Source organism: Streptococcus infantis, from assembly GCF_047463315.1.
Taxonomy (GTDB): Bacteria; Bacillota; Bacilli; order Lactobacillales; family Streptococcaceae; genus Streptococcus; species Streptococcus infantis_AB.
In genome coordinates this window covers 22,757-43,611 of sequence record NZ_JASHEB010000007.1, presented here as the reverse complement: position 1 = coordinate 43,611, position 20,855 = coordinate 22,757, and the positions used below count along the sequence as shown (strand labels likewise).

Genomic DNA, 20,855 nt, shown 5'->3' with positions numbered 1-20,855 from the left:
AATCTCCTTTAATCTTCTGTAAAAACAGTTTGGGAGTATATTTTTAGATTTCTTTAACTTTTTTAGAAATCTTACGATTCTCTTTCTTGCTTGATTGTTTATACAAAATCAAGATACGTCCAATTTTTTGTACTGTATCCACACCGATTTCTTCTTCTAAGATTTCAGCTACTTCGTGGATGTTTTCATCTGTATTTTGCAAGAGTGTGACCTTGATCAATTCGCGGGCATCAAGTGCCTGACGAACGCTGGTTTTGATTTGGTCGTTGAGTCCATTTTTCCCGATTTGGATGATGGGTTTGAGGGTGTGTGCCTGGCTGTTGAGGAAGGCACGTTGTTTCGATGTTAATGACATAATTCATTTAAAAGAGTTTCTTTTTATACTTTTCTGAAGTGGTGACGGACGTCAGCAAAGTCCTCTGGACTTTCATGACTAAAATTTGAGCCTAAGGTCTCAAATTTTCCGCAGTTGGTACAATCACTTGTACCAACTAACACCACGGCGAAAAGTATCTTCTATGGGCTCGCTGTGCTCGCCTTTATAAAGACAACCCTTTCCTTTCTGTGTTTAAATAATTGCTTTTCGTGTGACTACTGCTACGCCTTCTGGTGCCCAGACGGCTACTTTGGCAGTTCCTGTTACACGGATCCAGCCTAGTCCTGAGATAACGAGGTCTGTCTTATCCTTGATAGCAAAGACATGTTGGACCAGTTTTGGAAAATCTTCTTTTTCCTTGCTATTCGGTGGTGTAAGGAGGGTTCCAAGGTGCTTATCGTAAAAGTCACTCGCTCCTTCAAGCTTGGTACGATGAAGTTTGAGTTCATTATCAAAGAAGGCTGTGAAACCTTGCTTTTCTCCTGCGATGAAGTCAAAGCGTCCCAAACCTCCTAAAAAGAGAGTTTGCTCAGGATTGAGCTGGTAGGTTTTAGGTTTGATTTCCTTTTTAGGACTGACATACTTGAGGTTTTTGGCCGTCAAGTAATGGGCCATCTGATGACGATGAATAATTCCCGGTGTATCATAGATATAAGAACCATCATCAAGTGGAATCTCAATCTTATCTAAGGTTGTCCCTGGGAAACGTGAAGTTGTGATAACGTTCTGGTCACCCGTAATTTCCTGGATAATGGCGTTGATAAGAGTTGATTTCCCAACATTGGTAACCCCAACTACATAGACGTCACGACCCTTCCGATAGTGCTCAATTTTATCAATGACTTCCTTGATAGCATGCTTGTTTTGGGCTGAAGTCAGAACGACGTCAACAGGACGTAGACCTTCTTCATGGGCACGTTCCATGAGCCATTGACTAATCTTTCCAGGCTTAACAGACTTAGGAAGGATATCTTTTTTATTTCCAACCAAGAGAACATCATTGCCTGATACAAAACGAGGCAAGCCTGGGATAACAGAGCCATTAAAGTCAAAGATATCAATAACATTGACTACCAAGGAATCACTGTCTCCCACCTCGTGCAAGAGTTTGAGGAAATCATCATCCGTCAACTGCACATCTGTGATTTCATTGTAATGACGAAGACGGAAACAACGTTGGCAATAAACTTCACCAGTTTCCAAACCTTTTTCGAGTGCTGACTGAGGCGTAAAGCCTAGACCGGTCTTATCTGTCGTCTGAATGGTTGCTCCACAGCCAATACAGAGAATTTCTTCCATAGTTAGATTCCTTTTTTATATGTGATAGGCCCGTACTTTTCAGTGATTTGTTTCATAACACGGCGCTCACGAGCTCTGTTAATCTGTGTTTTGATTGAGTCATGCTGAACTAAGGGCTTGACCAAAATCGAACGAATCCCTGCTCGGTGAGCAGCTCGAATATCCGTCATGAGTTGATCCCCAACCATAACCACTTCGTTTTTCGCATAGTGGAATTCCTTCATGGCGCGGTCAATCCCGAAAGTAAAGGGCTTCAAAGCCCAATAAACATAGTCAATCCCAAATTTTTCAACCGCACGTTGAACTCTTTTTTTAGAGTTGTTAGACACCACGATGATACGAATACCAGCATCACGAAGGTCATGTAACCACTGCTTCATTTCTGGAGTCCCATCAGGGTTATTCCAAGCAATCAGAGTGTTGTCCAAATCCACCAAAACAGCTTTTATTCCCTGTTTTTGCAGGCTTTCTACTGTCAAATCATAAACTGCTTCTACAGCAAAGTCTGGCATGTAGTTTTCAATAGCCATTTTGACTCCTTTTCTTTTATTTTCTAGTAATTTTCTTCAGCCATTGAGATAAGGCCGCCCATAAAATCAAGCTAGTCATTAAGATATAAATCCAAGCATTTGGCTCTTCTGTAAATGGTAGAGGAACATTCATTCCGAAGAAACCTGTAATAACCGCAAGTACTGCTAGTAAGACGGAGATAATAGTCAAAATTGTCAAACTATCATTCAGGTTATTGTTTAGGATGTTGTTGTAAGAAGCTGAGAGTTGTTGCAAGACTTGAGAAATCAAGTCTGTCATAGACACTAACTGATGGGCTTCAATCATCGCATCATCAAACTGCTCTCGTTCGACATCATTAAATCTCCGATAAAGAGCATGGCCCTGGATATGTTCCAAGAGGAGTCGATTTTGTTTTGCCGCTGCTGTCAAGTAAACCATACCAGTCTCCAAGTCAGAGAGGGCGAAGAGATTTTTCTTTGTTGTAGTTTGACGTAGCAAGGCACTAATTTCGTCCTTACTTTTATCCATCTCTTCAATGACAGGATAATAAGCGTTACTGATAATCTCTAAACCAGCAAAGAGAAACTTGTAAATTGAAATAATTTCATGGCTATCCAGATAAGCTAACATCTGATCAATGACATAAGCATTCTTATGGTTGCTGATGGTAATCATTCGTTTGTTTTCAACGATAAAGGTCATGGGAATGGCTTCATAGTATTCCTTGTCTTTTTCTAGGTCAAGAACATTATAAATAAAGGTCACAGTCCCATTCTCACGGTTATAATCCATGTGGGCTCTTTCATTTCTATCCAGAGCATATTCGATGGTTTCCTTATCCAAACCATAGATTTCAGATAAATCTTCAAGATTTTTAATTTTTTCGATATCAAGATTTATCCAGGTACAACCATTTCCTAATTGTTTATCTAAAACCATCGTTTCTCCTTTACCAAACTCTTTCTATTGTACCATAAAAGAGGTAAAATTTCAGTTCTCTTCTTTCCTTGAAAAATTGCTGACAACCGTGATACTTCTATTGGGAACAAAGTGAAGGACTCCATCCTCACTGCGCAGTTGAGTCGTACGAATACCGACACTCACAACCTTACCAGAGATTGTAATCGGACCATTCGTAAACTCAACTTGATCTCCAACATCTAACTGGCGTTCAAAGAGGATGAAAAAGCCATTAACCACATCCGATAAAAAGCCTTGAGCCCCCATCCCTATTGCCACCCCAGCAATCCCAGCACCTGCCAGTAGACTTGATACAGGTAAGCCTAGAGTAGATAAAACAAAGTAGAGTAAAAAGAAATAGAGGGTGTAGTTCAAAATATTTTCAATCAATCTAGAAATTGTCTTTTGGCGCGCCTCATCTTTCTGGGAAAATTTTAAGGATGGTTTAACGACTCTTTTCACAACTTGATGGAGAATTATTTTAACGATATAAAAGACAATAAAAAGAAGGACTAGAGAGACTAATTTTGAAAACAACTCTTCTAGAATACTGCTGATATTTAACTTATCGATATAATTTTGAATAAATGTTGGCATAGTAAGCTCCTTTCCTAACATTATACCATAAAACGATATCTGAACCAGTTTGGTAAATACTCATTCTGCCTATACTATTATTAGATTCACTTGATTTCAAAGTATATTTATACTATAATCAAACCACTACAAAAAGAAGCAATTAGTTACTCAATGAGTCTATTGAAATAACTCATTGTCTCCTACCTACCACTGAAACTTTCAATCACTTATCCCAAGGAAGTATTCTATGTCTATCACCCAACGTACTTTAAAACTAGTCCTGGCAACCTGTTTTGCTTGTTTACTAGCCTACTTTTTTGATTTGTCATCAGCTGTTTCAGCTGGTATCATTGCTATTTTGAGCCTCTCTGATACACGAAGAAGCACAATCAAACTAGCCCGCAATAGACTTTTTTCAACCTTGCTTGCTCTGACAATCGGTGTTATTGCTTTTCAACTAACTGGTTATCATATCTGGAGCTTTGGACTTTACTTAGCAATCTATGTTCCTCTAGCCTATAAACTGGGTTGGGAAATTGGAATTACTCCAAGTAGCGTCTTGGTTAGCCATCTCTTAATCCAACAATCAACAGCACCAGCACTTTTAGTGAATGAGCTCTTACTCTTCCTAATCGGTACTGGCTTTGCACTTCTGGTCAATCTCTACATGCCTTCACGTGAAAAAGAAATTCAACATTATCATACTCTTGTTGAAGAAAAACTCAAAGATGTTCTTCTACGGCTTTTTTACTATCTGAAAAGAGGAGATGGCCGTAATCAGGCTCAACTTGTAAATGAACTTGAACAACTACTTGAGGATGCTCTTAAGCTAGTTTACCTCGATCATTCTGACCATCTCTTTCACCAGACAGATTATCATATCCACTACTTTGAGATGCGCCAAAGACAAACCCGCATTTTAAGAAATATGGCTCAACAGATTAACACATGCCAACTAGCCGCTAGTGAGAGTTTGATTGTCGCTCAGCTCTTTTCAAAAACAGCTCATCAATTGAGTCAAACAAATCCAGCCTACGACTTATTGAATGATATCGAGAGCTACCTAGAGGTGTTTCGCAATCGATCTCTCCCTAAAACTAGAGAAGAGTTTGAGACACGGGCTACGCTTCTACAACTCTTTCGTGAATTAGAACATTTTATCCAGATAAAAGTAGATTTCTACAACCGTTATTCTGACAAAAACAGTAACAAATAAAAACTTCTATCGGCAACTCAGTTGCTGATAGAAGTTTTTTGTTATGAATAGATTTAATTTTCGCGCTTCTTTCGAATCGACATGAGACTGATGTCTCTCAAACTAAAGTAAGTAAGAGCCAGCATTCCCAATGTAATAAATATTTCTGCTGGAAGTTGGAAAATCTGTAGGGCAGACAAGAGCAACAAGATTACGAGGGCAACAAGTCCAAAGACTAATATTACAACATTGACCGTCCCCTTGATACTTTGAGGTGTCGCAAATACATAGAGTAGTAATAAGAGTATCCCTATGATTAAGTAGACCATCTTTATCTCTTTCTAGCTCTTATTCAGCTGATTTTTTCTTTTTGTTTGCTTTTTCGCGCTCTGCCTTGTTAAGGATTTGTTTACGCAAACGAATAGATTCAGGCGTTACTTCCATGTATTCATCATCGTTCAAGAACTCAAGTGATTCTTCAAGAGTCAAGATACGAGGAGTCTTAATAACCGCTGTTTGGTCTTTAGTAGCGGAACGAACGTTAGTCATTTGTTTTGCTTTCGTGATATTAACAGTCAAGTCATTTTCACGAGAGTTTTCACCGATGATCATTCCTTCGTAAACCTCAGTACCTGGATTGACAAAGATAGTACCACGTTCTTCGATAGACATGATAGAGTAGGTTGTAGCCTTACCAGCATCGATCGAAACAAGGGCTCCACGGTGACGTCCACCAATTTCCCCTGGAATCAATGGCAAGTATTGGTCGAAGGTATGGTTCATGATCCCGTAACCACGAGTCATTGACAAGAACTCAGTTGAGTATCCAATCAAACCACGCGCAGGAACTAGGAAGACCAAACGAGTTTGACCATTACCTGTTGCAATCATATCCAACATTTCACCCTTACGCTCAGAAAGGCTTTGGATAACAGATCCTTGGTATTCTTCTGGAGTATCGATTTGCACGCGCTCAAATGGCTCACACTTCACACCATCGATTTCTTTGACGATAACTTCTGGACGAGATACTTGAAGCTCATAACCTTCACGACGCATAGTCTCGATGAGGATTGACAAGTGCAATTCCCCACGTCCTGAAACTGTCCATTTATCTGGTGAGTCTGTTGGATCTACACGAAGAGATACGTCTGTTTGCAATTCTGCTTGCAAGCGTTCTTCAACCTTACGAGAAGTCACCCATTTACCTTCGCGACCAGCAAATGGTGAGTTGTTAACCAAGAAGGTCATTTGAAGAGTAGGTTCGTCGATGTGAAGAACTGGAAGAGCTTCAACTGCATCTGTTGGAGTGATTGTTTCCCCAACGAAGATGTCTTCCATACCTGATACGGCAATCAAGTCACCAGCCTTAGCTTCTTGGATTTCACGACGTTCCAAACCAAAGAAACCAAAGAGTTTTGTAACACGGAAGTTCTTGGTTGTACCATCCAATTTAGAAAGAGTAACTTGGTCTCCGACCTTAACAGTACCACGGAAGACACGTCCGATACCGATACGACCAACGAAGTCATTGTAGTCAAGAAGAGACACTTGGAATTGAAGTGGCTCATCTGAGTTATCGATTGGAGCTGGAATGTGGTCAATAATGGTATCAAAGATTGGCGCCATAGTCTTTTCTTGGTCGGCTGGATCATCTGACAATGAAGATGTTCCGTTGATTGCTGAAGCATAGACTACTGGGAAGTCAAGCTGATCATCATCTGCACCAAGCTCGATGAAAAGTTCCAAAACTTCATCTACTACTTCTGCTGGACGAGCTGATGGCTTATCGATTTTGTTAACTACAACGATCGGAACAAGATCTTGCTCCAAGGCTTTTTTCAAAACAAAACGAGTCTGAGGCATTGTTCCTTCGTAAGCATCTACGACCAAAACAACACCGTCAACCATTTTCATGATCCGCTCAACTTCTCCACCGAAGTCCGCGTGTCCCGGTGTATCCATGATGTTGATACGAGTTCCGTTGTAGGCAACGGCTGTATTTTTCGCAAGGATGGTAATTCCACGCTCTTTTTCAATATCGTTTGAATCCATTGCACGCTCAGCTAATTCTGTACGCGCATCAAGAGTTTCAGATTGTTTTAATAATTCGTCAACGAGGGTTGTTTTACCGTGGTCGACGTGGGCGATAATCGCGATATTACGGATATCTTCTCTTAATTTTGTCATGATTTCCTCTGTTATATTCAAAAATTTATTTTCTAACTGAGCAATTATACCACAATTTTAAGCAAATGACTTAACTCAAGTAAGTGTAAATGTTTTCAAAAGAAAATTCATGGCTTATCTTTTCTTTTCAAAATTCCTGACTTGTGATAAGATAGGCTGGTATGCGTTTAGATAATTTATTAGCCCAGGAAAAAATCAGTCGAAAAACCATGAAATTGGCTCTCCTAAAAAAAGAAATCTTAGTAGATGGAGTCCCTGCTACTTCCCTTGCACAGAATGTTGATACGGGATTACAAGAGTTGATTTTTCAGGGTAGAAAAATCCAAGGATATGAGCACACCTATCTCATGCTTCACAAACCAAATGGTGTCGTGACAGCAAGCAAGGACAAGAAGCTCCCAACGGTTATGGACTTACTACCTCAACACCTCCAATCAGACCAACTCTATGCTATCGGTCGGCTAGATCGAGATACGACAGGGCTCCTCCTCTTAACAAACAATGGCCCTCTAGGTTTTCAACTTCTCCACCCTCAATATCATGTCGATAAAACTTATCAAGTTGAGGTGAACGACTTACTCATACCAGATCACATCCAGCAGTTCAAAAGTGGGATTGTCTTTCTTGATAGAACTATTTGTAAACCTGCTCAGCTTAAGATTCTATCTTCAAGCCCTAGTCTCAGCCGAGCCACCATCACCATCTCTGAAGGGAAATTTCATCAGGTCAAGAAAATGTTTCTCTCAGTTGGTGTCAAGGTCACTGCCCTCAAACGAGTTCAGTTCGGAGATTTTCTATTAGATCCTGACCTAGCAGAAGGTCAATACCGACCCTTGAATCAAGGGGAATTGAAAATTATTAAAAACTACTTAGAGAAAAGTGGATAAAATAAAAAAGCTTTAAAACTAAAGCTTTTTTGTTTTAATGAATTCCCGAAAGTTGTGAGATAAGTACGATACAGATAAGTGCAGAAATCACAATCCCTAACACAATCCCTAAAATAGAGAGAATTTTTTCTGTCTTATAGTCTAGTCCAGACTCTTTTTGATGTGAATTAGCCAAGATCAAACCAAAAATACCAAAAATAATACTTAACACTGGAAATCCAAAGGCAAATATGATAGACAGGATACTCAAAACAAGTGAGGCTTTTTTCTTTTCTTGCATGCTCTAAAATCTCCTTAAACTTACTACGCATTCATTATACCATACAAACCGGCTTTATCTATTAGGTAACAAGTTTTAGAACTATGCAAACCTGTCCCTGAGCCAGAAAGAATTAAAAATCATTAAAAACCACTTAACGAAAAGTGGATATAATAAAAAAGCTTTAAAAATAAAGCTTTTTTGTTTTTGATTAGCCAAAAATCATTACGAGGGCTGCAATCCAGTTAAGTACAGAAATGACAATCCCTACGATATTGAGAATTTTTTCTGTTTTATACACTAGTTCAGATTGTTTTTCGTGCGAATTAGCCAAAACAAGTCCAATGATACCCAAAATAAGACCTACGATTGGAGATAACAAACCAAGGACGATAGATAGGATACCTAAAACAAGTGAGGCTTTTTTCTTTTCTTGCATAATAAAAACTCCTTAAATTTAATACAAATTAATTATACCATAATACGCTAGCTTTATCTATCATTCGACAGCTTTTTATATAAGATTAGCTAGTCTTGACCTTTCCTGTCCAAGAATCCAACCCGTAAGATAGGATATAAATCTCTGAAAAACCTTGTTTTTTCAAGAAAAGCGCTGCATTGGTTACACGTTGCGCACGTTGGTTTTCATATAGAAGGACAGGTTTATCCTTGCGAAGAGCTGCAAGACTTGTCTTCAATTGATTTGAAGGAATATTACGAGCTCCGAGGATATGTTTTCTGTGGAAGTCAGTTGGGTCACGCAAGTCAATTAGCTGACCTGTACGAATCAAAGATTCAAACTCTGCATTGTCTACAATTTTTGCTGCACGGCGAATACGAAGATAGTTGTATCCCATCCATGCCAACATCGCCACTACAAGTCCCCATAATACCCAAGTTACCATAATATCTAATCTCCATTTTTTTCTAAATAGTCTAATTCTAGTTTGTGCTCTCTGCGAAGAACAGCCTCCGCTTCTAGATAATCCAGTTTATCCATCAAACCAGCATCATAGATTCGAGATAGTTCAATCTTCATTAATTCAATGTCATAAAGACGTTTGCCCATATAGACAAGAATACCGAACTGTTTGAGAAATTGTTGCACATCGTAGAGTGTTTTCATAGCTTTCATTTTAGCAAATAATCAGATTTTTTTCAATAGTTCCCAGAGAAGACTTCCTTTTTACTGCTTACTAATTTTCTTGATGCTCTGATAGAGAAGATACCCGACAATCATTCCAACAAAATTCTGCAACAAATTGTGAGGAATATCCGTCAGAGCTACACCCCAACCTTTCATCCAAGAAGTAGCACATGCATATCCAGCTACCATGAGAAAAGTTGCCAAAACTAATCCAAGCCCCTGCCATTTTCCTTTAAAACCTGCAAAATATCCCTGCAGACCATGGAAAAGCAAGCTGAAGACCATCCAGTGAGGGTAACCTGAAATCAGGTCAATGAGAAATCCTCCTAATCCTCCAACAATAGCTCCTTCTCGTTTTCCATAATAAAAAGCAGTGAAAAAGATACCAGCATCTAAAAGAGTTAAGATTCCTGTTTGAGTTGGGATTTTTACAATATAACCTAAAACTACTGATAGAGCAGTTAGTATAGATAATAGGGCGATTTTACTTGTTTTTGTTTGCTTCATATTGTCTGACTCCATATTGATCTGCTTGTGCGATAGCACGGTAAACAAAGGCTTTAGAACTCTCAACTGCTGGTAAGAGCTCCTCTCCTTGTACTAATTGACTGGCAATGCTCGATGCAAAGGTACAACCTGCACCAGCATTTTGACCTTCTAAGACTGGATTTTCTAAAATGGTAAAGTCATGACCATCATAAAAAACATCCACAGCCTTATCCTGACTAAGGCGATTCCCACCCTTGATAATGACTGCTGGCGCTCCTAAGTCATGCAATTTTTGAGCTGCAGTTTTCATATCATCCAAGGTTTTAATCTTTTGATCTGCTAGTAATTCTGCCTCAGGTAGATTGGGTGTAATCACAGTCACATAAGGGAAAAAGCGAATCAACTCTTGACAGAGCTCACTGACTGCAACATCGTGCGTTTCCTTACAAACGAGAACAGGGTCCAAGACGACAGGAACTCCTGATCTTTCCTTAATGAAATTCAATGCTTTTTCAGCAACACCCACTGTCGGCAAGAGACCAATCTTAATCCCTCCAAAGTCTACACTTTTCAGGCTATTCAACTGTTGTTGGAAAATAGTCTCATCCGTCGGAAAGACTTCAAATCCATTGTCTGTCAAAGCGGTTAAACAAGTCATAGCTACAAAACCGTGCAGACCATTCAAAGTATAGGTGGCAAGGTCAGCAGCTAATCCACCACCACTAAAAATATCATTTCCTGAAAGTGCTAAAATACGATTATTCTTCATAACGAATCTCCTTCAAATACAAACCATTAGGCCCTGCAGTTGGTCCTGCCAACTGTCTATCCTTTTGCTCCAAGATGAGGTCAATCTGTTCAATCGGCATCCGATTGTTACCAATTTTCAGCAGGGTTCCGACCATATTTCGAATCTGCTTATAGAGGAAACCATTGCCAGAGAATGTAAAGGTCAAAAACTGCCCTGTTTCATCAACCCTAAGACTGGCTTCCGTGATCGTTCTTACCTTGTCTTCCACACTAGTACCTGATGCCGTAAAACCAGTAAAGTCATGTGTTCCCTCTAGTTTTTTTACAGCTTCTTGCATCCGCTCCACATCGAGTGGATAGGGATAATGAGTCGCATAATGGCGACGCATGGGATTTTTAGGACGTCCTCTATCCACGATAAACTCGTAGGTCTTGCTATGCTTAGCATAGCGGCAATGAAAATCATCAGCCACTATCTCAATCGAAATCACATCGATATCTTCAGGACTTTGGGTATCGAGAGCAAAGCGAAGCTTTTCCTCATCCATCTGATAGGGAAGGTCAAAGTGGATGACCTGACCTAAAGCATGAACGCCACTGTCCGTTCGCCCAGCGCCATGAATGGTAATGGCTTGTCCTTTATTTAATTTGGTTAAAGTTTTTTCAATTTCCTCTTGGACACTACGCGCGTGAGGTTGCCGCTGAAAACCAGCAAAAGCGTAGCCATCATAGGAAATTACAGCTTTATATCTAGTCATGTATCTATTCTATCAAGAAAATTTCTCTGCAACAAGTTTGAGAATTAAAAATTGTAAGGGGACAATTTCTAGTGTTATTTAGTTCTTACCTAGATTTTTTCATTCTGTATTTTCGTTCAGGAACTTCAATGGTTTGAATAATTTCAAATCCCTCTTTGTGGTAGAGGTCTCTAGCTATTTGATTTGCCTCATAGACATTTAGAGAAATAGTATCTATGTCTTCATTTTCAAAGGCTAAACTGACAAATTTCCTTAAAGCCTGGCTACCTAAGCCCTGCCCCTGTTTCTGGGGGTTGATAAAAAATCTCCCGATATGAAGATTTTTATCTTCTAGTTTGATTTTCTGGATGATGCCTACAAACTCTTCTCCAGCAAAAACAGAAAAAATTCCTTCCAGCTTTTGTAAGGATTGGACAATCAAGGGATAAGAAATTTTGGGTCCCATCCATTGCTTCTGAAAACTTTCTCCCAAAGCATTAGACCAGCGACAAATGAGTTGGGCATTTTCTATCTGAAGTCCTTTTTCAAAGTGAATTTTCATATTTGCTCCTAAAATTTCTCCTTTATCCAACTATTATACTCTTTCTCTTATTTTTTCCGAATTAATAAGTATGATTCACCTTTACTTTTTTCTTGTTGGAGCTATTTTTGCTTCCTTTCTTGGATTGGTTATTGATCGTTTCCCTGAGCAATCCATTGTTTTCCCTGCTAGTCACTGTGATTCTTGTCAGACTCGCTTGAGACCACTGGATTTGATTCCATTTCTCTCACAGGTATTCAATCGCTTTCGCTGTCGCTATTGCAAGTCAAGCTATCCTGTCTGGTATGCTTTCTTTGAGTTGTCCTTGGGACTGCTCTTTCTAGCTGAGTCTGTAGGATTTTTAACTTTGGGGCAAGTTATCTTGATAACTGCCGGCTTGACTTTGGGCATCTATGACTTTCGCCATCAGGAATATCCCTTACTAGTCTGGCTGACTTTCCACCTAATCCTCATGGTTTGCTGTGGTTGGAATCTAGTTATGATTTTCTTTCTTATCTTGGGAATTTTGGCTCACTTTATCGATATCCGCATAGGTGCAGGGGATTTTCTCTTTCTGGCTTCTTGTGCACTTATTTTTAGCCTAACTGAAATGCTGATTCTCATTCAATTTGCTTCTACAACCGGCATCTTATCTTTTCTCCTGCTAAAGAAAAAGGAAAGGCTTCCTTTCGTGCCTTTCCTCTTACTTGCTGCTTGCGTGATTATTTTTGGAAAGCTACTGCTTCTCGGATAAAGTCAGCGATTTCTGCTACTTGTCCTTCATGCAGAGCCTTAACAATCTTGGAACCGACGATAACACCGTCTGATACAGCATTGAAGCGTTCCACATCAGTCTGAGTGGATACACCAAATCCTGTTAAAACTGGAATGTCAGCCACTTGATGCAGTTGAGCCAAGTGCTTGTCCAAGTCATCTCGGTAATTCCCTGATTTCCCAGTCACCCCATTGATAGCAACGGCATAGACAAAGCCTTCTGCCCCTTCAATGAGTTCCTTTTGACGATCAATTCCTGTCGTCAAGCTGACTAAAGGAATCAAAGCAATGTCTGTATCCGCCAAATATGGCTCTACAAAGTTGGCATGCTCATGAGGGAGGTCTGGGATAATCAAACCCTTGACTGCTGTATCAGCAAGATCTTTAACAAATTTCTCCACACCGTATTGAAAGAGGGGGTTAAAGTAAGTCATGATGACAAGCGGAATTTCTGTTTCAATGGTTTTCAAGGTTTCAACCAAAGCCTGGGTAGAGGTTCCGCGAGCTAGACTGCGTAAGCCTGCTTCTTCGATAACAGGACCATCTGCAACTGGGTCAGAAAAGGGAACTCCTACCTCAATGGCAGACACACCCAAATCTTCTAAAAAGTGGATTGTTTCACCGAGACCATCCAAACCTTTCTCATGGTCCCCAGCCATGATATAAGGAACGAAAATTCCCTTTCCAGTCGCTTTAATAGCATTTAATTTTTCTGTTAGTGTCTTAGGCATGGGCTTCTCCCTTCTTTGCTTCGTCTGCTTCCAAGCGGTCCTTGACTTGAACCACATCTTTGTCCCCGCGACCTGATAGACAGACAATCATAGACTTGTCTGGACCAAGTTCTTTGGCCAATTTCACCGCAAAGGCGATAGCGTGACTAGACTCCAAAGCTGGGATAATCCCTTCCACACGAGACAAGAGTTGGAATCCTTCCAAGGCTTCCTCATCTGTCACAGGAACATAGGTCGCACGCTTGATATCGTGATAGTGAGAATGTTCTGGACCGATACCTGGGTAGTCCAAACCTGCTGAGATAGAGAAGGCTTCTAAGATTTGTCCATGGGCATCTTGGAGAACATCCATGAGAGAACCGTGAAGAACTCCTGGGCGACCCTTGGTCAAGGTAGCTGCGTGATACTCTGTATCCACACCAAGTCCTGCCGCTTCAGCTCCATACATAGCAACAGATTCATCTTCCACAAATGGATGGAAAAGCCCGATGGCATTAGAACCACCACCAACACAGGCTACTAGGGCATCTGGCAAATCTTGCCCTGTCAAGTCACGGTACTGTTGTTTAGCTTCTCGACCGATAACACTTTGGAAATCACGCACAATTTCTGGAAAAGGATGAGGCCCCAAGGCAGAACCAAGGATATAGTGGGTATCATCGATATTTGCCACCCAAGAACGAAGGGCTGCATTGACCGCGTCTTTGAGCACGCGCGAACCATCTGTTACAGCTTCCACCTTGGCTCCCAAAAGCTCCATACGAAAGACATTGAGGGCTTGGCGTTTGACATCTTCTTCGCCCATATAGATAGTACATTCCATGTTGAAAAGGGCTGCAGCAGTTGCAGTTGCTACACCGTGCTGACCGGCACCAGTTTCAGCGATAATTTTCTTTTTGCCCATGCGTTTAGCGAGAAGAACTTGTCCCAAGGCATTGTTAATCTTGTGTGCACCTGTATGGTTGAGGTCTTCACGTTTGAGGTAAATCTTGGCTCCACCAATATGCTGGGTCAAGTTTTTTGCGTAGTAAAGAGGTGTTTCACGTCCTACATACTGGCGCAAAAGTTGGTTTAACTCCTCTTGGAAACTTGGATCTTCCTGACTTTCACGATAAGCCTCTTCTAATTCCAATACTGCTGTCATCAATGTTTCTGGAACAAAACGTCCACCGAATTTCCCGTAAAATCCATCTTTATTTGGTTCTTGATATGCCATGCTTAACCCTCTCTATAAATCTTCTAATCTTTTCATGATCTTTTTGTCCGTTTGATTCTACTCCACTTGATACATCTACTGCAAAGGGAGTAAAGTGTTGAATTGCTTCTTCTACATTATCCTCATTGAGCCCGCCTGCGATGAAGAAAGACTGAGATAGTTCTGTCGTATCCAGTTGCCCCCAGTCAAAGGTTTGACCACTTCCTGCCACAGGGGCATCAAAGAGTAGATAATCTGCCTGAGAATTGGGTACATGACCATCTCCATCCACCTGAACAGCCTGAATGCTGGCACAAGGCAAATCCACAAACAAATCATCCGCCACCTGACCATGAATTTGAACTAAGTCCAAGCCAACCTTTTCAATCGCTTCTAGTAATTCTTCCCGACTTGGTGAAACAAATACGCCAACCTTTTTTACATTTGTAGGAATAATCTCAGCCAGCTCTGCTGCTTGTCCCAAGGTCACTTGTCTTTTGCTAGGAGCAAAGACAAAACCGATGTAGTCGGCCCCCGCTGACACAGCTGTTTCTACCGCTCCTTTGGTCGATAGTCCACAAATCTTAACCTTTGTCAATCTGCAACTCCTTGATTCTCTGGGCTACATCTTCCGCTTGCATCAGAGCTGTTCCTACCAAAATTCCGTTAAAGTAGGGTGCAACTCGTTCCGCATCCGCTTCTGTAAAAATAGCAGATTCAGAAATGTACAAGCAATCATCCTTAAAGTATTGGGCCAAGTCTACGCTAGTCTGCAAGTCAACTTCAAAGGTAGTCAAATTACGATTATTCACACCAATAATTTGAGCGCCAAGGCGGTGAGCCACTTCTAGCTCTGCTAGATTATGAGTTTCTACCAAAACTTCTAGACCTAGCTCTGTCGCATAGTCATACAGTTCCTTGAGGCGTTCTTCTGATAAAGCCGCTACGATGAGCAAGATAACTGTCGCACCCGCATTACGAGCACGGATGATTTGCTTTTCATCGATAATAAAATCCTTGTTTAAAGTCGGAATCTGTACCTGACTTGAAATCTCACGAAGGTAATCCAAATGACCTTTGAAGAAAACTTCATCTGTCAGAACAGAAATCATAACCGCACCGTTAACCTCGTAAGTCTGGGCCTGTTGAACGATATCTACATCCAGATTGATATCACCCATACTTGGACTCGCCTTCTTGACCTCTGCAATAATTTGCAAGCGGTCCTGATGGTTTTTCAAATATTCAGCTAAGCGATAACTTTCACGCAAGGGCTGAAGCTCCTCTAGCTCCATCTTTTCAACTTCACGCGCCTTCTGCTCTAAGATACGTGACAAAAATTCCTGACTCATTTTTGGTACTCCTGTAATAGTCTGAGTTTTTCCAGGGCCTTACCACTAGCAATCACTTGGCGTGCCATTTCAACTCCGTCCTTGATACTGTCTGCTTTACCATTGGCGTAGAATCCTAGACCTGCATTTAAGACTGTTGTTTCCAAGAATGGACTTGGTTCGTTATTAAGAACACTGACAAGGATGGCTGCATTCTCATGAGCATTTCCGCCACGAATGTCCTCAATGGCAATGCGTTCCATTCCCAAATCTTCTGGAGTAAAGGTTGATAAAGTAATTTCACCATTTTCAAGAAGGGCAATACTGGTAGTTCCATTCAAACCAGCTTCATCCAACCCTTCTGGACCAGCTACTACAATGGCACGTTTGCGACCCATGTTTTTCAAAACCTGAGCAGTACTTTCCAGAAGCTCTGGACGACTAATTCCTAGAAGCTGTGTTTCCAAAACCATTGGATGGATGAGCGGTCCTGTCAAATTCATGATGGTTGGAATTCCCAACTCCAAACGAGCTGGCATGATGTATTTCATGGCTGGGTGCATGTTTTTGGCAAAGAGAAAGACGATTCCTGTTTGGTCAAATACCTTACCCAATTGTGATGGTTTGAGATCAATATTGATTCCCAAAGCTTGCAAGACATCTGCTGAACCAGATTTAGAAGAGATAGAACGATTGCCATGTTTGGCCATGTTAATACCACCACCTGCCAAGACAAAGGCTGCAGTTGTTGAGATGTTAAAGCTAAATGACTTATCTCCACCTGTACCACAGTTATCCATAGCATCTTGAATGTTTGTTGGAATGTGTTGAGCATGTCCTCTCATAACTTGGGCGAGGGCTGTTCTTTCTTCAGGTGTTTCTCCCTTCATCTTGAGTGCTAAAAGGAGTGATGCGATTTGTGCTTCGGTTACTCGCCCTGTCACGATGCGTTCGATAACATCTGTCATTTCAACACTTGATAGGTCTTCAAAGTTGGCTAATTTTTCAATAATTTCTTTCATTTTGTGTTCCTCACTTTACAACTTTCTCGATAAAATTCTGAATAGAAGATAAGCCATCTGGCGTTCCAATACTTTCTGGATGATACTGCAAGCCATAAATCGGCAAGATTTTGTGTTGAATTCCCATAATGGCTTGGTCATCTGTCGCACGAGCTGTCACTTCAAACTCTTCTGGCATCTCTTCAATTAAAATACTGTGGTAACGCATGACTGGACGATTGTCCTCGATTCCTTGATAGAGAACTGACGGAGTCTCAAATCGAATCTGGCTTTGTTTACCGTGCATAACTTTAGGAGCCAAGCCTAACTTGCCACCAAAGACTTCTGCAATGGCTTGGTGCCCCAAACAAATACCTAGAATAGGTTTCTTACCTGCAAAATCACGAATCATTTCTTCCATTTTCCCAGCATCAGCTGGCCAACCTGGACCAGGAGAAAAGACCAGCCCATCTGCCTTTGTAGCTTCTTCATAAAGGTTTGGATCATCATTTCTCAAAACCTGAACTTCTGCGAAATTCCCGATGTATTGGGCTAGGTTATAGGTAAATGAATCATAATTATCAATCAATAAAATCATGGTCTTAGTTCTCCCATTCTAGTCATAGATTTAGCTTTATTAATCGTTTCTTGGTATTCGTTTTGAGCGATAGAATCATAAACAATTCCTGCACCAGCCTGTACGTAGGCTTTTTTATTTTTAAGAATCATGGTTCGAATTGCAATGGCAAAGTCCATATCTCCAGTTGCTGATAGGTAACCGATAGCTCCGGCATAAACGCCTCGCTTCTCTGTTTCCAACTCATAGATGCGTTTCATAGCCCGAATCTTTGGTGCCCCCGATACTGTTCCTGCTGGAAGTGTCGCTTTTAAGGCATCCATGGCAGTTAGTTCTGGTAACAAACGTCCTTTTACTACGCTGGTCAAATGCATGACATAACGGAAAAGTTCCACTTCCATATACTTGGTTACTTGGACACTTGCTGTCTCAGCAATTCTACCGATATCATTTCGTCCCAAGTCTACCAACATTCGATGTTCTGCCGTTTCCTTTTCATCAGAAAGTAGATCACTAGCTAATGCTGCATCTTCCTCGTCATTGGAACCTCTAGGTCGCGTCCCTGCAATCGGATTGGTAGTTACGATACCATTTTTGACAGAAACCAAACTCTCAGGACTGGCACCGATGATTTGATAATCTCCAAAATCATAAAAGTAGAGGTAATTTGATGGATTTGTCACTCGAAGATTTCTGTAAAAGTCAAAAGGATTTCCAGTTACCTCTGCGGAGAAACGCTGACTGAGCACGCATTGGAACATATCTCCATTACGAATCAAGTTGCGAGCTGTTTCTACCATTTCTTCAAATTTCTGAGGTGCAATATGTGGTCTAAACTGAAGTGGAGAAACGTCCAAATCTTCAAATTCATTTGGAGCAGGGATTTTCAACTCCTCTAAAACCTGATCCAAAGCCGCTTCTAGTTCTTCATTACTTCGATCACTGTAAAGAGCATCCTCGATGATATGAATTTTTTCTTTCTTATGGTCAAAAACTATGTAACTTTCATAGACGAAGAAATGCATATCTGGCGTCCCAATCGTATCCTCAGGAAGCTGGCCAATTTCTTCATAGAGAGAAATCATATCATAGCCAACAAATCCGATGGCTCCACCTCCAAAAGGTAGGTCTGAATGGTGCTGGCTCTTTTGTGTCACCTCATAGAGATAATCCAAAGGATCACGATCAATCACCTGATCATTTTGATAAAGGACTCCATTTTCGAACTTAATTTCAAAAACTGGGTTATAGGCTAAGATAGAAAAACGAGCATTTTCCTTTTCTCTTGGGATACTTTCAAGTATGACCTTGTGTTGTCCGTTCAAACGCATATAAGCCAAGATTGGTGATAAAACATCTCCATGAATGATTCGTTCCATTATAATTTCCCTTTCGATTCGTATCTTTATAGAATTTTAGTTTTAATTTATCTTTTTTCTATTTCCCTTAAATAGTGCGGACGGGAGGTAAAATTATCCAGTGGATGATTTTAGAAAACCATGAAATGAAAGACCTAATTTTTGAGCTCCTCGCTCATTCATTTCTAGGCTCAGGCTAAAATAGTTCCCCGAACTATTTTACTCTCAAAAATTCCGTCCTATAGAAGCATCTTTACTTCTATAGGATACCACCATGGCGGGAAATAACGGTTCGATGCTCACTTCGTTCGCAAATATTTTATAGAAATCTACCTATTGATGAAGCATAATTTAAAACTGATGGCCATATCTACGATAAATATAGAAAAATCCCCACGCAAAATAACTTGCGTGAGGACGAAATTCGCGGTGCCACCTCAATTATAGGATTTCTCCTATCTCTCATTCCTGTCTCAGATAGCTCCTGTAACAGGCTGTGCGATAAAGGGCACTCCCTTGAGAATCATGTTTTCTTCTCTCATTTTCAAATGGACCCAATCTTACAGCTTTCTCTGCTTGTTTTCAGCAACCACAAGCTCTCTGTGAGAGAAATCTCTGTATCTTTTCCATCTTTTATTTTTTAGCTTCAAGGTAGTCTGCAATAGCAGCTACGTCCTTGTCTCCACGACCAGAGACATTGATGATGATAATCTCATCTTTACTTAGTTTTGGTGCTCGTTTGACTGCTTCTGCGATAGCATGGGAGCTTTCAATAGCTGGGATAATTCCTTCAGTCTTGCTAAGTAAAAGCAAGGCGTGGACAGCTTCTTCATCAGTCGCTGCAACATATTCTACACGACCAGAGTCTTTAAAGAAGGCGTGTTCTGGTCCAACCCCTGGATAGTCTAAACCAGCAGAGATAGAGTAAACAGGTGCAACATTTCCATCTTCACCAAAGACTGCATAGGTCTTCATTCCATCGACAATTCCTACACTACCCTTGGTCATTGTTGCCGCGTGTTTATCGGTATCTAAACCGTGACCAGCAGCTTCTACCCCAACCAATTTAACTTCTTCATCAGCTACATACTGTGAAAAGGCACCGATGGCATTAGAACCACCACCCACACAGGCAATGACGTAGTCTGGCAAACGTCCTTCTTTTTCCAAGATTTGACGACGTGATTCTTCACTGATGACTTTTTGGAATTCATGAACAATCGTTGGGTAAGGGTGCGGACCTACAGCCGAACCTAAAACGTAGAAAGCATCAAGGTCATTCATCCATGCTCCAAAGGCTGCATCAACCGCATCCTTCAGTGTACGAGTTCCCGTTTCAACTGAGTGAACAGTCGCTCCCATCATCTCCATGCGGAAGACATTGAGACGTTGACGCTCCACATCTTCTGCCCCCATGTAGACATCACATGCCATACCAAATTTGGCTGCAGCAGCCGCTGTCGCAACACCGTGCTGGCCAGCTCCTGTCTCAGCAATGACACGCTTTTTACCCATGCGTTTTGCCAGAAGGATTTGTCCTAAAACATTGTTAAGTTTGTGAGATCCAAGGTGATTAAGGTCTTCACGCTTGAGATAAATCTTAGCTCCACCTAAGTGCTCTGTCAAACTTTCTGCAAAATAGAGCGGTGTTTCGCGACCTGAATAATCCTTCAAGTAATGACGAAACTCAGCTAAAAACTCTGGATCATCCTTGTATTTTTCAAAAGTCACTTCCAATTCATCTAGTAAAACCTGAATTGGTTCTGGTACAAAACTACCACCAAATTGTCCAAAATATCCTTTAGTTGTCATAAATTTTTCCTCCTTCTGTATGAATCCGACTTTTTGTTTGCTTTTAGTAGTAGGCAAGGAGCTGCAGATAGAACTCAAGTTCATCAAAGCGACTTAACGCCCTAATAAAAGATATACAAAATGACGGATAGAAAAAGCCCACACACGGAATATA

At 40.8% G+C, this 20,855-nt stretch carries 26 protein-coding genes and 1 other annotated feature; of the genes, 3 read left to right on the top strand and 23 right to left on the bottom strand.

What is annotated here, in order from left to right:
* Positions 1–43: 43 nt before the first annotated feature.
* The 5 genes from yhbY to QM857_RS08095 all read right to left on the bottom strand — a co-directional run bounded on the left by yhbY (position 44) and on the right by QM857_RS08095 (position 3,745).
* Positions 44–355 carry a ribosome assembly RNA-binding protein YhbY gene (gene yhbY / locus QM857_RS08115; protein ID WP_000060171.1) on the bottom strand — a complete coding sequence of 104 codons (312 nt, stop codon included), beginning with the start codon at positions 353–355 and terminating at the stop codon, positions 44–46.
* Between the two features lie 213 nt (positions 356–568).
* The gene (gene yqeH, locus QM857_RS08110; RefSeq protein WP_414275624.1) at positions 569–1,675 is read right to left on the bottom strand and encodes a ribosome biogenesis GTPase YqeH; all 1,107 of its coding nucleotides are present in this window, start codon (positions 1,673–1,675) and stop codon (positions 569–571) included.
* A gap of 2 nt (positions 1,676–1,677) precedes the next feature.
* Positions 1,678–2,205 carry a YqeG family HAD IIIA-type phosphatase gene (locus QM857_RS08105; protein ID WP_414275623.1) on the bottom strand — a complete coding sequence of 176 codons (528 nt, stop codon included), beginning with the start codon at positions 2,203–2,205 and terminating at the stop codon, positions 1,678–1,680.
* A 16-nt stretch (positions 2,206–2,221) separates the two neighbouring features.
* Positions 2,222–3,127 (bottom strand): magnesium transporter CorA family protein, encoded by a 906-nt coding sequence (locus QM857_RS08100; RefSeq protein WP_414275622.1) that lies wholly within the window; start codon positions 3,125–3,127, stop codon positions 2,222–2,224.
* Between the two features lie 51 nt (positions 3,128–3,178).
* On the bottom strand, positions 3,179–3,745 hold the full coding sequence (locus QM857_RS08095; RefSeq protein ID WP_414275621.1) for a mechanosensitive ion channel family protein: 567 nt from the start codon (positions 3,743–3,745) through the stop codon (positions 3,179–3,181).
* A 229-nt stretch (positions 3,746–3,974) separates the two neighbouring features.
* Here QM857_RS08095 and QM857_RS08090 point away from each other — a divergent pair, with 229 nt between their 5' ends.
* A complete protein-coding gene (locus tag QM857_RS08090; protein ID WP_414275620.1) occupies positions 3,975–4,943 on the top strand; it encodes an aromatic acid exporter family protein in 969 nt (322 codons plus the stop codon).
* A 53-nt stretch (positions 4,944–4,996) separates the two neighbouring features.
* On the opposite strand, the gene QM857_RS08085 is transcribed toward QM857_RS08090, so the two are convergent.
* Together QM857_RS08085 and typA are read right to left on the bottom strand one after the other, a co-directional pair.
* Entirely contained in the window at positions 4,997–5,251 is a 255-nt protein-coding gene (locus QM857_RS08085; protein ID WP_004251425.1) for a DUF3165 family protein, read from the bottom strand.
* A gap of 19 nt (positions 5,252–5,270) precedes the next feature.
* Positions 5,271–7,112, bottom strand: coding sequence for a translational GTPase TypA (gene typA / locus QM857_RS08080; protein WP_214261560.1), 1,842 nt, complete (start codon positions 7,110–7,112; stop codon positions 5,271–5,273).
* 161 nt (positions 7,113–7,273) lie between these two features.
* Between typA and QM857_RS08075 the strand changes: the two genes are divergently transcribed.
* Entirely contained in the window at positions 7,274–7,999 is a 726-nt protein-coding gene (locus QM857_RS08075) for a 16S rRNA pseudouridine(516) synthase (protein ID WP_414275619.1), read from the top strand.
* Between the two features lie 34 nt (positions 8,000–8,033).
* Here the strand turns inward: QM857_RS08075 and QM857_RS08070 are convergent, their stop codons facing one another.
* The 8 genes from QM857_RS08070 to QM857_RS08035 form a co-directional block, all read right to left on the bottom strand.
* Positions 8,034–8,279 (bottom strand): hypothetical protein, encoded by a 246-nt coding sequence (locus QM857_RS08070; RefSeq protein WP_225750070.1) that lies wholly within the window; start codon positions 8,277–8,279, stop codon positions 8,034–8,036.
* 190 nt (positions 8,280–8,469) lie between these two features.
* Complete coding sequence (locus tag QM857_RS08065; RefSeq protein ID WP_006152754.1) at positions 8,470–8,697, bottom strand: hypothetical protein; 228 nt, start codon at positions 8,695–8,697, stop codon at positions 8,470–8,472.
* Positions 8,698–8,782: 85 nt separating this feature from the next.
* Positions 8,783–9,163 (bottom strand): rhodanese-like domain-containing protein, encoded by a 381-nt coding sequence (locus QM857_RS08060; RefSeq protein ID WP_414275618.1) that lies wholly within the window; start codon positions 9,161–9,163, stop codon positions 8,783–8,785.
* Positions 9,164–9,168: 5 nt separating this feature from the next.
* Positions 9,169–9,393 (bottom strand): YqgQ family protein, encoded by a 225-nt coding sequence (locus QM857_RS08055; RefSeq protein ID WP_024053574.1) that lies wholly within the window; start codon positions 9,391–9,393, stop codon positions 9,169–9,171.
* A gap of 51 nt (positions 9,394–9,444) precedes the next feature.
* Positions 9,445–9,912, bottom strand: a complete 468-nt coding sequence (locus QM857_RS08050) for an ECF transporter S component (protein ID WP_414275617.1) — start codon at positions 9,910–9,912, stop codon at positions 9,445–9,447.
* Positions 9,890–10,663: a bifunctional hydroxymethylpyrimidine kinase/phosphomethylpyrimidine kinase gene (locus QM857_RS08045; RefSeq protein WP_414275616.1), complete on the bottom strand. Its 774-nt coding sequence runs from the start codon at positions 10,661–10,663 to the stop codon at positions 9,890–9,892. Before QM857_RS08045 ends, QM857_RS08050 begins: the two co-directional genes overlap by 23 nt.
* Positions 10,653–11,402, bottom strand: coding sequence for a tRNA pseudouridine(38-40) synthase TruA (gene truA, locus QM857_RS08040; protein WP_414275615.1), 750 nt, complete (start codon positions 11,400–11,402; stop codon positions 10,653–10,655). The genes QM857_RS08045 and truA overlap by 11 nt, the downstream gene beginning before the upstream one ends.
* A gap of 85 nt (positions 11,403–11,487) precedes the next feature.
* A complete protein-coding gene (locus QM857_RS08035; protein WP_414275669.1) occupies positions 11,488–11,943 on the bottom strand; it encodes a GNAT family N-acetyltransferase in 456 nt (151 codons plus the stop codon).
* A gap of 70 nt (positions 11,944–12,013) precedes the next feature.
* Here QM857_RS08035 and QM857_RS08030 point away from each other — a divergent pair, with 70 nt between their 5' ends.
* Positions 12,014–12,676, top strand: coding sequence for a prepilin peptidase (locus tag QM857_RS08030; RefSeq protein WP_414275614.1), 663 nt, complete (start codon positions 12,014–12,016; stop codon positions 12,674–12,676).
* Here the strand turns inward: QM857_RS08030 and trpA are convergent.
* The 8 genes from trpA to trpB (QM857_RS07990) all read right to left on the bottom strand — a co-directional run bounded on the left by trpA (position 12,645) and on the right by trpB (QM857_RS07990) (position 20,701).
* A complete protein-coding gene (gene trpA, locus QM857_RS08025; protein WP_414275613.1) occupies positions 12,645–13,427 on the bottom strand; it encodes a tryptophan synthase subunit alpha in 783 nt (260 codons plus the stop codon). The two genes, QM857_RS08030 and trpA, sit on opposite strands and share 32 nt — an antisense overlap.
* The gene (gene trpB, locus QM857_RS08020) at positions 13,420–14,643 is read right to left on the bottom strand and encodes a tryptophan synthase subunit beta (RefSeq protein ID WP_414275612.1); all 1,224 of its coding nucleotides are present in this window, start codon (positions 14,641–14,643) and stop codon (positions 13,420–13,422) included. Before trpB (QM857_RS08020) ends, trpA begins: the two co-directional genes overlap by 8 nt.
* Positions 14,621–15,220, bottom strand: coding sequence for a phosphoribosylanthranilate isomerase (locus tag QM857_RS08015; protein WP_414253953.1), 600 nt, complete (start codon positions 15,218–15,220; stop codon positions 14,621–14,623). Before QM857_RS08015 ends, trpB (QM857_RS08020) begins: the two co-directional genes overlap by 23 nt.
* Entirely contained in the window at positions 15,207–15,974 is a 768-nt protein-coding gene (trpC, locus tag QM857_RS08010) for an indole-3-glycerol phosphate synthase TrpC (RefSeq protein ID WP_414253954.1), read from the bottom strand. Before trpC ends, QM857_RS08015 begins: the two co-directional genes overlap by 14 nt.
* Positions 15,971–16,975 (bottom strand): anthranilate phosphoribosyltransferase, encoded by a 1,005-nt coding sequence (gene trpD, locus QM857_RS08005; RefSeq protein ID WP_414275611.1) that lies wholly within the window; start codon positions 16,973–16,975, stop codon positions 15,971–15,973. The genes trpC and trpD overlap by 4 nt, the downstream gene beginning before the upstream one ends.
* 10 nt (positions 16,976–16,985) lie before the next feature.
* Positions 16,986–17,552 carry an aminodeoxychorismate/anthranilate synthase component II gene (locus QM857_RS08000; RefSeq protein ID WP_414275610.1) on the bottom strand — a complete coding sequence of 189 codons (567 nt, stop codon included), beginning with the start codon at positions 17,550–17,552 and terminating at the stop codon, positions 16,986–16,988.
* Positions 17,549–18,910 carry an anthranilate synthase component I gene (gene trpE / locus QM857_RS07995; protein ID WP_414275609.1) on the bottom strand — a complete coding sequence of 454 codons (1,362 nt, stop codon included), beginning with the start codon at positions 18,908–18,910 and terminating at the stop codon, positions 17,549–17,551. Before trpE ends, QM857_RS08000 begins: the two co-directional genes overlap by 4 nt.
* Before the next feature lie 389 nt (positions 18,911–19,299).
* Positions 19,300–19,532: a binding site (T-box leader), on the bottom strand.
* On the bottom strand, positions 19,523–20,701 hold the full coding sequence (gene trpB / locus QM857_RS07990) for a tryptophan synthase subunit beta (protein WP_414275608.1): 1,179 nt from the start codon (positions 20,699–20,701) through the stop codon (positions 19,523–19,525). (Overlaps the previous feature by 10 nt.)
* Positions 20,702–20,855: the final 154 nt, after the last annotated feature.